This window comes from uncultured Comamonas sp. (genome assembly GCF_964277875.1).
Taxonomy (GTDB): Bacteria; Pseudomonadota; Gammaproteobacteria; order Burkholderiales; family Burkholderiaceae_C; genus Comamonas; species Comamonas sediminis.
Genome location: NZ_CAXYJV010000015.1, coordinates 22,912 through 37,343 on the forward strand (window position 1 = coordinate 22,912; position 14,432 = coordinate 37,343).

Sequence of the window (14,432 nt, forward strand, 5' to 3'; positions counted from 1 at the left end):
CTACCCTTTCGCTTCTGTCTCAGTGCTTGTGACCGTCGTGGTCACCATGCGCGTCCTGCGTTCCATGGGCCTCATGCTGCTCGGCCGGGCCGTGTGCATGGCCATGGTGGTCATGGTCGCCATGCGCCCAGGTGCTGACCGCGCTCACCACCACCATGCCGATGGCCAGCCAGACCACCTGCTGCACCGTCTGCTTGGCCGTCAGCTGGCGTTGCAGCTGCGGAATCAGATCGGCCAGTGCCACATAGATAAAGCTGCTCGATGCAATGGCCAGGAAGTACGGCAGAAAGTCTGCCAGTGAGCTGACCAGGAAATAGCCAACCACGCCGCCCAGCGCCGTCACCGCACCGGCCAGCGACAGCTTGAGCAAGGCCACCTTGCTCTGGCTGCGGCTGCCATTGCCCGACAGCACCACCAGGTCGCCCATATGGTGCGGCACCTCATGGGCCAGCACCGAGATGGCCGCCACGATGCCCAGCCACCTATCGGCCATGAAGGCCGACGCAATCAGGATGCCGTCGCCAAAGCAATGCACGCTGTCACCGGTCAGCAGCGACCAGCCGCCTGCGCTGTGGTTGTGCGTGTGGCCGTGGTGGTGGTGCGCATGGCCATGCTGGCCATCGGCGTGCTCGCCATCCGCACGGTCACCTTCCGCATGGCCGCCATGGGCATGGCCGCGCTCTTCAGGCAGCGCATGGCGGTGCTCATGGCCGTGGTGCCAGAGTTCGGCCTTGTCCAGCAAAAAGAAAAATACCAGACCCAGCAGCAGCACCACAAACAAGGCCTTGGGGTTGATCTGGCTCTCGAAAGCCTCGGGCAGCAAATGCACAAAGGCGGTAGCGAGCAAGGCGCCTGCGGCCAGGCTCAGCAGGTGCTGGGCACCAAAGCGGCCCTGGCTGCCGATACCTGTGCGCATCAGCGCTGCGGCCACCCACACGCTGCCCAAACCGGCAGCAAGGGTCGCCAGCACGATTGCGATCAAAGTCATGAAACCATCCTTCAGCGGGGCCGGCTCAACAAACAACGCCATCACCCCAGTGCAGCACCGCGCGCCTGCGCAGCCACCGGGCACCCTGCCCCATCCAACATGCCGCGCATGGTAGCACTTAGTTGCAACGCAGTTGCATTAACCGCCCCAAATCCTGGGCGCATGCCGGGGCTTGGGGCGGTCCATCTGGAACCTCAGCGGCTGCCTTCGCCAGGCAGCGCTGGGTATCCGCATCAGTGCGCTTTTTCCCAATTCGGGCCAAAACCGATCTCGGCGATCAACGGCACCTTCAGGTCGGCCACACCGGCCATGATGGCCGGGATCTCCGTGCGCACCCAGTCCTGCTCGGCCGCCGGCAGCTCGAACACCAGTTCATCGTGCACCTGCATGATGACCAGCACCTCGGGCTTCTGGGCATCGAGCTTGGCCTGTACGGCCACCATGGCCTTCTTGATCAGATCGGCTGCCGTGCCCTGCATCGGCGCATTGATGGCGGCGCGCTCGGCCGCTTTCTTGCGCGGGCCGTTGCCGCCATTGATCTCGGGCAGCACCAGGCGCCGGCCAAACACGGTCTCGACATAGCCTTGCGTGTGGGCCAGCTCGACGGTCTGGTCCATGTAGCGCTTGACGCCGGGGTAGCGCTGGAAGTACTTGTCGATATAGGCGGCAGCGGCCTTGGTCTCGATGCCCAGGTTCTTGGCCAGACCAAAGCTGCTCATGCCGTAGATCAGGCCAAAGTTGATGACCTTGGCATAGCGGCGCTGCTCGCTGCTGACCTGGTCCAATGCCACGCCAAACACCTCGGCGGCGGTGGCGCGGTGCACATCCAGCCCATCGCGAAAGGCATTCAGCAGCGCCTCGTCGCCCGACAGATGCGCCATGATGCGCAGCTCGATCTGCGAGTAGTCGGCGCTGGCAATCAGCTTGCCTTCGGGCGCGACAAAGGCTTCGCGGATGCGGCGGCCTTCGGCGGTGCGCACGGGAATGTTCTGCAGGTTCGGCTCGTTGCTCGACAGGCGGCCGGTGACAGCCACCGCCTGCGCATAGTGGGTGTGCACGCGGCCATCGCTGGGCAGCGCCATCTGCGCGAGCTTGTCGGTGTAGGTGCCCTTGAGCTTGGACAGCGAGCGGTGCTCCAGGATCTTGGCTGGCAGCGGGTAATCCTCGGCCAGCTTTTCCAGCACTTCTTCGTCCGTGCTGCGCGCGCCGGTGGCGGTTTTCTTCACCACCGGCAGGCCCAGCTTGTCAAAAAAGATCTCGCCGAGCTGCTTGGGGCTGCTCAGGTTGAATTGCTGCCCGGCGATCTCGTAGGCCTCGGCTTCCAGCGCCAGAATGCGGCGGCCCAGGTCATTGCTCTGGCGCGCCAGCTCGGGCGCATCAATGCGCACGCCATTGCGCTCGATGCGGAACAGCGCCTCGCTGGTCTCCATCTCCAGCGCATAGATATGCGCCAGGCCAGGATGGGCTTCGATGCGCGGCCACAGCACGCGGTGCACATCGAGGGTCTGGTCGGAATCCTCACAGCTGTACGCGGCAGCCTTGTCCACCGGCACCTGGGCAAACGGGATCTGGCCCTTGCCCTTGCCGCAGAGGTCTTCGTAGCTGATGCCCGTGCGGCCGGTGTGGCGCAGCGCCAGGCTGCCGAGGTTGTGCGGGCGGTCGGCCTCCAGCACATAGGACTGCAGCATGGTGTCATGCGCATAGCCTTGCACGCGAATGCCGTGGTTGGCCAGCACATGCTGGTCATATTTGACATGCTGGCCCAGCTTCTTTTTGCTGGCGTCTTCCAGCCAGGGCTGGAGCTTGGCCAGCACCAGATCCATCGGCAGCTGCTCGGGCACGTCCATGCCCTCGTGGCGCAGCGGGATGTAGGCCGCCTCGCCCACCTGCACGCTGAACGAGATGCCGACGATGCGGGCCTGCATTTCATCGAGCGAATCGGTTTCGGTATCCAGCGCCGCCAATTCGGCCGTTTGCAGCTTGAGCAACCAGGCATCCAGATCGGCCTCGGTCAGGATGGTGTGGTAGACCACATCGCGCTGCTGGGCCTCGATGGCGACCTCGGTCACCGCGGCATCGGCACTGTCAAACAGACCGGCCTGGCCGGCAGGGCCGGCTGCGGCCTTGCCCGCAGCGGGCGCTGCGGCAGAACCCAGCGACCGCGCCAGGCCCTTGAAGCCGTACTGCTCATAGAACGGTGCCAGGCCGGCGGCATCCGGCTCGCCCAGCGTAATGCCATCGAAGGCGGGCAGGCCCGGGATGTAGTCGTCCAGCGCGCAATCGGTCTTCATCGTCACCAGCTGGCGGCTCAGCGCCAGCTGGCCGCTGGCAATCGCATCGCGCAGGTTCTGGCCGGCAACACCCTTGATCGTGTCGGCTTTGGCGATCAGCTGGTCCAAGGAGCCGTGTTCCTCCAGCCACTTGGCAGCCGTCTTCGGGCCTACCTTGCTGACGCCGGGCACGTTGTCCACCGTATCGCCCACCAAGGCCTGGTACTCGACCATCTGCGACGGCGGCACGCCAAACTCGGCCGTGACCCCGGCCACATCGCGGCGCTTGCCGTTCATCGTGTCGATGATGGTCACATGCTCGTTGACCAGCTGGCTCAAATCCTTGTCGCCGCTGGAGACGATGACCTGGATGCCCTGCTGCGATGCCATTCGGGCCAGGGTGGCAATGACATCGTCGGCCTCGACCCCGGGCACCGCCAGAATCTTCCAGCCCAGCAGCTGCACCACCTCATGGATGGGCGCAATCTGCGAGCGCAGGTCATCGGGCATTGGCGAGCGCGTGGCCTTGTACTCGGTGTAGAGATCGTCGCGGAAGGTGGGGCCGCTGGCGTCGAAAACACAGACGGCGTAGTCGGCCTGTATGTCTTTACGCAACGCCTGCATCATGTTGATCATGCCCCGGATGGCCCCGGTAGCCGGGCTGGCAGAGTCGCCGGGAACCGCACGAAGGTCGGGCATCGCATGGTAGGCACGGTACAGATAGCTGGAACCGTCCACCAGCACTAAAGTAGGAGGATTACGCATATTGACATTGTGCCCGGTACGCAAACGCCGGGCGACAACTTACAATTGAGCCATGCGCGCAATTACCACTTCTTTCATCGCCCAGGCCCTGGCACTGGTGCTGACAGCCCCTGCGCTGGCCCAGCAACCCGCCGCTCCTGCCGAGCAGCCTGCAGCCCAGCCCGCTGCACAGCCTGCGGCCCCTGCCGACGCGGCGCCCGCGAACGACAAGTACAACCAGAAGGCCGAATACATCCGGGTGGAAGATGCGGGCAGCCGTATCGACGAGGTGCGCATTGGTGGCCAGACCCAGAGCATCCATGTGCAGCCCAAGATGGGCAACATGCCCGGCTATGAGGTCAAGCCGACCGACGGCGCCCGCGCCCGCCCCGATGGCTTTGGCGACACCCAGAGCAAGAAGCGCGTCTGGAACATCGGTAATTTCTGAGCGCGATACCAGAGCGAAAAGCCCGGCGCCGCCGGGGCTTGCGATAATCGCTTCTTTGCACCCGCCTTGCGGGCCAGGCCAGCCACAGAGGCTGGCCTTGTTTTTGTAGCGACGATATACATCCATGGCTGTTTTCACCGAAGTATCCGACAAGGCTGCCAAGGCCTTGCTCAAGCGCGTCCCACTGGGCGATTTCGTCTCGTTGCGCGGTATTGAAGGCGGTATTGAAAACACCAACTACTTTCTGACCACCAGCCAGGGCGAGTACGTGCTGACCCTGTTCGAGCGCCTGCGCGCCGACCAGTTGCCGTTCTACCTGTACCTGATGAAGCACCTGGCCAAGGCCGGCATTCCCGTGCCCGAACCCCAGGCCGATGGCAAGACCGGCGACATCCTGCTGCAGGTCGAGGGCAAGCCGGCGGCCATCGTTGGCAAGCTGCCCGGCAAGAGCCAGCTGGCGCCCCAGGCGGCGCATTGCCAATCGCTGGGCGAGGTGCTGGCCCGAATGCACCAGGCCGCGCTCGACTACCCGCGCCAGCAGCCCAATCTGCGTGGCCTGCCCTGGTGGAACGAGACCGTGCCGGTGGTGCTGCCCTACCTGGACACCGCCACCGCCGAACTGCTGCGCAGCGAGCTGGCCTACCAGAACCATGTGGCACAAAGCTCGGCCTATACGGCGCTGCCACGCGGACCCGTCCATGCCGACCTGTTCCGCGACAACGCCATGTTCGAGGGCGACACCCTGACGGGCATCTTTGATTTCTATTTCGCCGGTGTCGATACCTGGCTGTTTGACCTGTCCGTGGTCATCAACGACTGGTGCATCGACCTGGCCACCGGCGCCATCGACAAGGCCCGTGCCGATGCACTGCTCGCCGCCTACCAGGCGGTACGTCCGCTGCAGGCCTGCGAGCGCGAGCTGCTCAATGCCATGCTGCGCGCAGGCGCGCTGCGCTTCTGGATCTCGCGCCTCTGGGACTTCTACCTGCCGCGCGAAGCCTCGCTGCTCAAGCCCCATGACCCGACCCATTTCGAGCGCGTGCTGCGTGAGCGCCTGGCCACGCCATACCAACTGGTCTAGGAACCGGTTCCAAGCCACCGGGGCCCGCCCGCGCACGCCATGCCCACATGGGCTCCTGCCCCTTGGGCGCATGGGTTACAGTGCGCCATCCCCTTTGATTTTTATCGCTGCAGCCTGCGCTGCAGCGCGCTGGTGCATGAAACTTCGTATCGCCACTGCCCGCCAGGGTGTGACCTGGGTGCAAGACGGCTTCAAAACCTTCAAGACCCAGGCGCTGGCCCTGACCTCGCTGTTCTTTCTGTCGATGATGGTGATGTCGCTGATCGGGGCCATCCCGATTGCCGGCACCTTCATCGCGCTGGCGCTGCTGCCGGTCTCCACCTTGTGCATGATGATTGGCGCCGCGCTGACGGCCCAGGGCACGCGCCCGACCTTGGCAGTGGTACTGGCTGCGCTGCGCGTCGACAAGGAACGGCGCAATTCCTTTGTCGTGCTGGGCGTGTTCTATGCGCTGTCGTTCCTGTTGGTGCTGGGCTTTTCCGCGCTGTTCGACGGCGGCCAGTTTGCCCGCCTCAACCTGATGGGCGGCGAGATCACGCGTGAGATCGTCGAGCAACCGGCCTTCCAGCAGGCCATGTTCGCCACCATGCTGCTGTACATCCCGCTGTCGCTGCTGTTCTGGCATGCGCCGGGCCTCATCTACTGGCACCGTGTGCCTGCCATCAAGGCGGTGTTCTTCAGCCTGATTGCCTGCAGCCGCAATATCGGCGCCTTCACGATGTTTGGCCTGGCCTGGATGGCTGTCGGCATTGGCTTTGGCATTGCCATGGCCTTGCTGTCTGCACTGCTGGGCACCTTGCTGGGCGCCTGGGCAGCGGCAGCCATCGCCATTGCCGGCTCGCTGATGCTGGCGACGATGTTTCTGACTTCGGTGGTGTTCAGCTTCCGAGACTGCTTTGAAGCGCCCGAGCAGTTGGACAGCGTCGCACTTTAAAACTGCCCCACCCATCCCCGCCCGGCCTGTGCCCTACAGCCGGGCTTTTTTCATGGCTGCGGGCCTTCGCCATGGTGCAGGCGGTGCAGGTGCGCCCGGTCTTCCACGCTGGACAGGACCAGCGCAAACACAATGCCCAGCGCTGCGCCCAGCACGGTATCGAGCACCCGCTCCACCGGCATGCCCAGCGGCGCCTGGGGCGATGAGGCCAGATGCGTCATCAGCAAGGCCATCGGCGTGACCGTGATCTGGCCCAGCGCGTAGTTGTAGCCAATGCTCACCTCGGTGATGAACTGCAGCACGACGATGCTGGCAGCGATCCACCAGAAGGACGGCTCCAGCGACAGAATCAGACCCGCCACCAGCGCGCCGAGCATCGTACCCACCATGCGCTGCAGCGCGCGGTTCATCGTGATGTGCAGGTGGCTGCCCTGCATCACCGCCGTCGCGCCGATTGCCGCCCACGCCGGATGCTGCCAGCCCGCCGCCTGGGCCACCCAGGCCGCCAGACCGGCACCCAGCACCATGCGGCCGGCAGCAGCCAGCTCGGCGGGCCAGGGCCGCAGCGGCTGCGCAGGAAGCTGCACCCGCTGCACCGCCTGGTGGCGCAGGCCATCGGTGGCCCAGCAGACCAGGGCCGCCAACAGGCCACCGGCCAAGGTACCCAAGGTGCGTTCCAGCAGCTGCTGCCCGCTGTGTACCGGCGCCAGCGAGGCACCGGCGGCGAACACCACAATCACCGCGCCCGGCCCACCCAGGCGCCAGTGGCTGACCGCCAACGTGGCCGCGCCCGCCACCAGCGCGAGCAGCCAGACCATGCCCTGGGCGGGCAGCCCGGCCCAGGACGCGAGGGACGGCAGAAACACCGCTGCACACAGCATGGCCGCGCAGATGCCGACGATGCGCATGCGCCGGCCCGGCGCCGCAAAGCGGCCAAACAGCGCCGCCAATGCGCCCAGCCCCAACGGGCCGACCAGTTGGGGCCAGGGCGACAGACGCGCCACCACCAAGGCCAGCAGCACCGCCAGCGCCGCCTGCATGGCCGCGATCAGCGCAATATGCAGCGACGGCAGCGGCTGCAGACGCGCGCTGTCGCGCAGCTGGCGCGGCGACAGCAGATGGCGCAGCGCCTGGGGGCGGCCTACGGAAGGGGTGGAAACGTCAATCTTGCGGACAGGGGTCATGGGCATTCTCGTCTACCCAGCGACTGGCGAACGCGCAGACCGGCCGGCGGTGCGGCCAGCGCATGTGGCTGGGACATGGAAGTGGCGACTCACCCGCCGGCAAGCAGCACGGGCGCCGCCCCCTGCGCGGATGGAGGACGGCCAGCGCCGCCTGGGCAGCAGGGGTGCACCAGAATGCGGCGGGGCTGCTCAAGCGGATGAGCAGCCCATATAGTATCCTATGCAACTATTAAATGCAAGCCCGAGGTTGGCGCCCACTATCACCCCAACACCTGCCAGGCTTGCACTGCGGGCTGAGACCCGCGCGCAGCTCAGACCACCGTGAGCTTGGCCACCGACAGCGCCAGCCACTTGGTGCCATGGCGCGGAAAATTCACCTGGGCACGGGCATCGTCGCCCGTGCCTTCGACCGCCAGCACCTTGCCTTCGCCAAACTTGTTGTGGAACACATTGGCGCCCTTCTTGATGCCATGCGCGGGCTCGGCCTTTTGCACCGGCACGGGGGTTTTGCCCCACATGCTGGGCGCGGAATCACCATAGCCACCGCCCGACGAGCGACCGCCGCCGCCGCCCCCGCCGTAAGCCAGGCTGCCCATGCCACTGCCAAAGCCGGAATGCCTGGGCGTGAGCCATTTGAGCGCGCCTTCGGGCAGCTCGTCCAGAAAGCGGCTGCGCACGTTGTAGCGCGTGGTGCCGTGCAGCATGCGCGTCTGCGAGGTACTCAGGTACAGGCGCTTGCGCGCCCGGGTGATGGCCACATACATCAGACGGCGCTCTTCCTCCAGCCCGCCGGTGTCGGTCATCGCATTCTCGTGCGGGAACAGGCCCTCTTCCAGCCCGCCGATGAACACCACGTCAAACTCCAGACCCTTGCTGGCATGCACGGTCATCATCTGCACGGCATCCTGGCCCGCCTGCGCCTGGTTATCGCCCGCCTCCAGCGCCGCATGGGTCAGAAAGGCCACGAGCGGCGACAAGGTCTCGCCGGTGTCCGGGTTCACGATGGCCGGATTGGCCGCATCGGGCAGCGGAGTGTCGAGCAGCGGCGCATCCGGGTCCAGCCCCTGGCTGACGGGGCTTTGGCCGCTGCCGGGCACGCCCATGGCCTGTTGCTCATCGAGCGGAATGGCCACGGCATCCCTGCCAAAGCCCTCCTGGGTGACAAAGCTTTCGGCAGCGGTCACCAGTTCGCCCAGGTTGTCGATGCGGTCGGCGCCTTCCTTTTCGGTCTGGTAGTGCTCGATCAGGCCGCTCACCACCAGCATGCGCTCGATGGTCTCGCGCAGGGTCTTGCCCTGGGTTTCCTCGCGCAGCACATCGATCATCGCGACAAAGGACTGCAGCTTGGTGCCCGCCTTGCCGGCCACGGCCGTCACTGCGTCGTACAGCGAGCAACCGGCGGCCTGCGCCCCTTCCTGCAGTTGCTCGGTGGTGCGGGCGCCAATGCCGCGCGGCGGAAAGTTCACCACCCGCATGAAGCTGGTGTCGTCATGCGGGTTCTCCAGCAGGCGCAGATAGGCCAGCGCATGCTTGATTTCTGCACGCTCGAAAAAGCGCAGGCCGCCATACACGCGGTAAGGCACGCCGGCGTTGAACAGGCTGGTTTCCAGAATCCGGCTTTGGGCATTGCTGCGGTAGAGCACGGCGATCTCGCTGCGCGCAAAGCCATCGCTCTTGATCAGCGACTTGATCTCCTCGACCATCCACTGCGCCTCGGCCATGTCGGTGGCGCTCTCGGACACCCGCACCGGCTCGCCCGGGCCCTGGTCGGTGCGCAGGTTCTTGCCCAGCCGGTTGCTGTTGTGGCTGATCAGCGCGTTGGCGCTGTCGAGGATATTGCTGTAGCTGCGGTAGTTCTGCTCCAGCTTGATCTGCTGGCGCACCTCGAACTCGCGCACAAAATCCTGCATGTTGCCCACCCGCGCGCCACGGAAGGCATAGATGCTCTGGTCATCGTCGCCGACGGCAATCACGCTGCTGTGGGACTGGAATTGGCCGCCCACCATCTCGCCCGCCAGCTGCTTGAGCCACAGGTACTGCAGGCGGTTGGTGTCCTGGAACTCGTCGACCAGCATGTGGCGAAAGCGGTGCTGGTAGTGCTGCCGGATGGGAGCGTTGTCGCGCAGCAGCTCATAGGAGCGCAGCATCAGCTCGCCAAAATCCACGACACCTTCGCGCAGGCATTGGTCTTCGTAGAGCTGGTAGAGCTCGACCTTCTTGCGCTCGGCCATGTCGCGCGCCTGCACGTCGGAGGGGCGCAAGCCCTCTTCCTTGCAGCCGCTGATGAAGTACTGCAGCTGCTTGGGCGGCAGCGCTTCCTCATCGACCTGGAACTGCTTGCACAGGCGCTTGATCGCCGAGAGCTGGTCCTGCGTGTCCAGGATCTGGAAGGTCTGCGGCAGATTCGCCGACTTGTAATGCGCGCGCAGCATGCGGTTGCACAGCCCGTGGAAGGTGCCGATCCACATGCCGCGCACATTGATGGGCAGCATCGCCGACAGGCGGGTCAGCATCTCCTTGGCCGCCTTGTTGGTAAATGTGACCGCCAGAATACCGCCCGGCGTGGCACGGCCCGTCTGCAGCAGCCAGGCAATGCGCGTGGTCAGCACCCGGGTCTTGCCCGAGCCGGCACCGGCCAGGATCAGCGCATGGCCCCCTTCCAAGGTGGCAGCGGCCAGTTGCTCGTCGTTGAGGCCATTGAGAAGCGGCAAATGCCCATCGCCACCCGCATCGGACGGCAGTGCAAACAAATCATTCGAATCCATCCCCCCATTGTAGGGAGAACGTCAAGCTGGCGAGCTGCCGGCACGCGATGCGCCCACGGGCCGCGCGCAGCGAGGGCACATACTGCAGCGGCCGGCAAGGCTTTTGCAAAGCCGGTGCTTGCTGCTAGAATCAGTCACCGGGCCCAAGTTTCTTGTGACCCGGTTTTTTTGTGTCTGCAACAGCGCAAAAGAGGGTCTTCCAACGCGAAGCGCCCTGCCCGACCGGTCTCCAAGCCAAGCGCCCCATCGCTGCGAAATGGTTCGCTGCGACCTTTTATGGAGCTTGGAATCAAATGGAAATCTTCGACTACGACAACATTCTTCTGCTGCCCCGCAAGTGCCGCGTGGAAAGCCGCTCCGAATGTGACACCAGCGTGGTCCTGGGCAACCGCACCTTCCGCCTGCCGGTGGTGCCTGCCAACATGAAGACCGTGCTGGACGAGAAGATCTGCAAGTTTTTGGCGCAACACGGCTACTTCTATGTGATGCACCGCTTTGACATCGACAATGTGGCCTTCACCAAGGCCATGCAGTCGCAAGGCCTGTTCGCCTCGATCTCGCTGGGCGTCAAGCAGGCGGACTACGAGGTGGTGGACCGCTTTGTCGCCGACGACATCTGCCCCGAATACATCACCATCGACATCGCCCATGGCCATGCCGACAGCGTGAAGAACATGATCATCTACCTCAAGGACAAGCTGCCCGAGGCCTTTGTGATCGCCGGCAATGTGGCCACCCCCGAGGCGGTCATCGATCTGGAAAACTGGGGCGCCGATGCCACCAAGGTGGGCGTGGGCCCGGGCAAGGTCTGCATCACCAAGCTCAAGACGGGCTTTGGCACCGGCGGCTGGCAGCTGTCGGCGCTCAAGTGGTGCGCACGTGTGGCGACCAAGCCCATCATTGCCGACGGTGGTATCCGCAGCCACGGCGACATCGCCAAGAGCATCCGCTTTGGCGCGACGATGGTGATGATCGGTTCGCTGTTTGCCGGCCATGAAGAATCGCCCGGCAAGACGGTCGAGCTCGATGGTGAGCTGTTCAAGGAGTACTACGGCTCGGCCAGCGATTTCAACAAAGGCGAGTACAAGCACGTCGAAGGCAAGCGCATCCTCGAACCCATCAAGGGCAAGCTGCAGGACACGCTGACCGAGATGGAGCAGGATGTGCAGTCCTCCATCAGCTACGCAGGCGGCAAGCACCTGATGGACATCCGCAAGGTCAACTATGTGATCCTGGGCGGCGACAATGCGGGCGAACATCTGTTGATGTAAACCGCGCGCCGCAGACAGGCACGGCCCGGCAGCGTACGGGCCGTTTTTGCCTCTGCGGCACCCGGCCTGCCGGAAAAAATCAGGGTTGATATGGGGATTTTTCCGAGCAGGCGTAAAAATTAGTGCATAATACAAGGCTTGCTGCAGCGCACTGCTGACAGCAGAAAATGTGGGCTCTTAGCTCAGTTGGTAGAGCAGCGGACTCTTAATCCGTTGGTCGAGTGTTCGAATCACTCAGGGCCCACCATTCTTGACGGCCTAGGCTTTTCGCCTAGGCCGTTTTTTATTGCCTTCCCCACCCCCGCTGCCTGCCGTACTACCGCAGTGGCTGGAAGCGCCCATTCAGCTGCACTTGTAGAATGCAGCCATCATTCATCCCCCCTGCCACTTCTCTCCGTCCTCTACCATGCGCCCCCTGCTCCCCTCCCTGCTCGCCGCCTTCGCGTTTGCAACCGCTTCCAGCGCCTTTGCCCATGTCACGGTCAGCAATCCCTGGGCGCGCGCGACCGTCGCACAGCAGCAGGCCTCCGGCGTGTTCCTGGAGCTGCGCTCTGCGCATGACGACGCCCAACTCGTCGGCGTGAAGACGAACGCCGCCAGCAGCGCTGAAGTGCACGAAATGCGCATGCAGGACAACGTCATGAAGATGCGGGCAGTGCCCAGCGTCAAGCTGCCCAGCGGCCAGACCGTGACGCTGAAGCCGGGCGGCTACCACATCATGCTGATGGGCCTGAAAAAGCCGCTGGTCGCTGGCGAGAATGTCGAGCTGACGCTGGACGTGGTGCACGCTGACGGCGCCAAGGAGAGCATTGCCGTTACCGCCCCGGTACGCGCGCTGGCCCCGGCAGCCGCAGGCCAGCCCGCGCCAGGTGGCCACCAACACCAGCACTGACCGGCGACCACCGCAGGCCCGCACTGGCCTGTTGTTTATTTGAATACTAAATAAGCCTTGCCAAACATCTCTGTCGCGTTGCCAACGCTGGGCCACAGAGCTGCCCGGAAAGGCAGTTACACTTTTCAGGCATCCCCCGCCTAATCTGGCACCAAGATCAAACTATAGTAGCTATTAATTAATTACCGATTATTAATAGATCTACAACATTGACATATTATTACAAGCTTTGAAAATGGAACAGCGTCCACGCCAAGCGAATGCCTGGCGCGAACTGCGGTTTCGCAACGCTTGAAGGTGAATGTGCCAGGGAGAGTTGTTATGTCCGAGTTGATCCTGCATGCCGCCCATTTGAGTGAAGCCCATCAACTGCGCTTTAGCTATTTGTTCGAGGTCGCGGCCAAGCACTGGCGTGACAAACAGCCTTCTCAGACCGCCAAGCCTGCTACCGAATTGTGGGTGATCGACGCCCATAGCGCGCCCGACGCCATCCAGAACCGCTCCCACGGTTCGTTCGTGCTGCTGATTGCGACCGACGACCAGGCCCAGGCGGCACGCGCCCAGTGGCCCGACCAGATCGATGCCCAGTTGCCACCCGATTACAGCGTGGGACGCCTGACCCAGGTGCTCGAACACCTCAGCGTGCAAGCCCATGGCAAGCGCCTGCGCGAGACGCTGAAGAACCGCCGCCAGCACAGCATGACCCTGGGGCATGACGTACAGCTCAAGAATGCCGATGCGGCCTTCCTCAAGGCCACCGACCTGAGCCTGCCGACCGTGGTCGCCGAGCCGCTGCCGGAGCCGGCGGCCGATGTGACGGTGGCGAACGCCACGGCTGTGCCTGCTGCGCCTGGCAAGCTGCCGGCGGCCGGCACCCGGTTTCGCATCAAGCGCTGGACCCAGCTGACCGGCAGCATGGCGGGCCAGGCGCACCGGCAGTTGCTGGCAGCGATGATCTCCGGTGACCGTGACCTGGACGAATTGGCCGATCGCACGCAGCTCGAGCGCGCGGAGATCCTGCGCGTGCTCCAGGTCCTGCGGGGCAAGGGCGTGCTCGTGGAGACAGCGCCACCCCCAGCCACCCCAGCCGTTGCCATGGCCACCCCCGCGCCCCCAGCAGCCCACGCCGCCGAGCCCGGCCCGGCAGCGGCCAAGCTGGGCCTTTTCCGACAACTGAGCCGCTGGATCCACCAGAACCGCGCCAGCGACCCGCATTAACACCTGACGGGAGGACCGCATGCACCACCCCATCAAACGCATCGTGCTGCTGGGCCCCATGGGTATCGGCAAGACCACGGCGATCCGCAGCCTCTGCGGCAGCCTGGCGATCGAATGCGACGTCCCCAACCTGGACAAGCAAGCCCATGCGAAAGAGACCACCACGGTGGGCCTCGACTTTGGCGAAATCAAGCTCGACGATGAGGACACCTTGCAGGTCTACGGCTGCCCCGGCCAGGAGCGCTACGACTTTGTGCGCGAATGGGCGCTGTCCCTGGCCTTTGGCGCTATCGTCATGGTCGATATCCATGATCCTCAGGCGATGGAGCAGACCATCAACCTGATACAGCAGTGCCATGCGGCACCCAACATCCAGGCCATCGTGGTGCTGATTGCGCGCCCGGCATCCGCCGCGCAGCAGGAGATGTTCACCGTGCGGCTGTCGGCCCATGCCGAGTGCGTCGTGCCCGTGCTCAGCGCCGATCCGCGCAACCCTTCGCAAATGCTCGACACCCTGGACATCATCGCCGCGATGCTGCCTGACGAAGTGCAGCCCCGTTGAGCAGCTCGCCCAGTGCGCTCCTATACCGCAGCGACTGCAGCACCCCGGCGCTTGAGGTAAGCTCGGCGCCTGTTG

11 protein-coding genes and 1 tRNA gene are annotated in these 14,432 nt (G+C 64.4%); 8 read left to right on the forward strand and 4 right to left on the reverse strand.

Features of this window, described 5'->3' with window-relative positions; translation table 11 throughout:
• Positions 1–19 precede the first annotated feature (19 nt).
• On the reverse strand, positions 20–988 hold the full coding sequence (locus ACHWUQ_RS06715) for a ZIP family metal transporter (protein WP_394680684.1): 969 nt from the start codon (positions 986–988) through the stop codon (positions 20–22).
• A gap of 233 nt (positions 989–1,221) precedes the next feature.
• The gene (polA, locus tag ACHWUQ_RS06720) at positions 1,222–4,023 is read right to left on the reverse strand and encodes a DNA polymerase I (RefSeq protein ID WP_394680685.1); all 2,802 of its coding nucleotides are present in this window, start codon (positions 4,021–4,023) and stop codon (positions 1,222–1,224) included.
• A 52-nt stretch (positions 4,024–4,075) separates the two neighbouring features.
• Here polA and ACHWUQ_RS06725 point away from each other — a divergent pair, with 52 nt between their 5' ends.
• The 3 genes from ACHWUQ_RS06725 (at position 4,076) to ACHWUQ_RS06735 (ending at position 6,465) form a co-directional block, all read left to right on the forward strand.
• A complete protein-coding gene (locus ACHWUQ_RS06725; protein WP_394680686.1) occupies positions 4,076–4,450 on the forward strand; it encodes a hypothetical protein in 375 nt (124 codons plus the stop codon).
• A gap of 124 nt (positions 4,451–4,574) precedes the next feature.
• On the forward strand, positions 4,575–5,531 hold the full coding sequence (locus tag ACHWUQ_RS06730) for a homoserine kinase (RefSeq protein WP_312417264.1): 957 nt from the start codon (positions 4,575–4,577) through the stop codon (positions 5,529–5,531).
• A gap of 136 nt (positions 5,532–5,667) precedes the next feature.
• A complete protein-coding gene (locus tag ACHWUQ_RS06735; RefSeq protein WP_394680687.1) occupies positions 5,668–6,465 on the forward strand; it encodes a BPSS1780 family membrane protein in 798 nt (265 codons plus the stop codon).
• Positions 6,466–6,515: 50 nt separating this feature from the next.
• Here the strand turns inward: ACHWUQ_RS06735 and ACHWUQ_RS06740 are convergent, their stop codons facing one another.
• Positions 6,516–7,649, reverse strand: a complete 1,134-nt coding sequence (locus tag ACHWUQ_RS06740) for an FUSC family protein (RefSeq protein WP_394680688.1) — start codon at positions 7,647–7,649, stop codon at positions 6,516–6,518.
• A gap of 311 nt (positions 7,650–7,960) precedes the next feature.
• Positions 7,961–10,414: a UvrD-helicase domain-containing protein gene (locus ACHWUQ_RS06745; RefSeq protein ID WP_394680689.1), complete on the reverse strand. Its 2,454-nt coding sequence runs from the start codon at positions 10,412–10,414 to the stop codon at positions 7,961–7,963.
• Between the two features lie 293 nt (positions 10,415–10,707).
• On the opposite strand from ACHWUQ_RS06745, the gene ACHWUQ_RS06750 reads away from it, so the two are divergent.
• From ACHWUQ_RS06750 to ACHWUQ_RS06770, 5 genes are all read left to right on the forward strand, one after another.
• The gene (locus tag ACHWUQ_RS06750; protein WP_239810935.1) at positions 10,708–11,685 is read left to right on the forward strand and encodes a GMP reductase; all 978 of its coding nucleotides are present in this window, start codon (positions 10,708–10,710) and stop codon (positions 11,683–11,685) included.
• A gap of 171 nt (positions 11,686–11,856) precedes the next feature.
• Positions 11,857–11,932 (forward strand) — tRNA-Lys (locus ACHWUQ_RS06755).
• A 159-nt stretch (positions 11,933–12,091) separates the two neighbouring features.
• Positions 12,092–12,577 (forward strand): copper chaperone PCu(A)C, encoded by a 486-nt coding sequence (locus ACHWUQ_RS06760; protein ID WP_394680690.1) that lies wholly within the window; start codon positions 12,092–12,094, stop codon positions 12,575–12,577.
• Between the two features lie 321 nt (positions 12,578–12,898).
• A complete protein-coding gene (locus ACHWUQ_RS06765; RefSeq protein WP_394680691.1) occupies positions 12,899–13,795 on the forward strand; it encodes a hypothetical protein in 897 nt (298 codons plus the stop codon).
• A gap of 19 nt (positions 13,796–13,814) precedes the next feature.
• Positions 13,815–14,357 carry an ATP/GTP-binding protein gene (locus tag ACHWUQ_RS06770; RefSeq protein ID WP_239810932.1) on the forward strand — a complete coding sequence of 181 codons (543 nt, stop codon included), beginning with the start codon at positions 13,815–13,817 and terminating at the stop codon, positions 14,355–14,357.
• Positions 14,358–14,432: the final 75 nt, after the last annotated feature.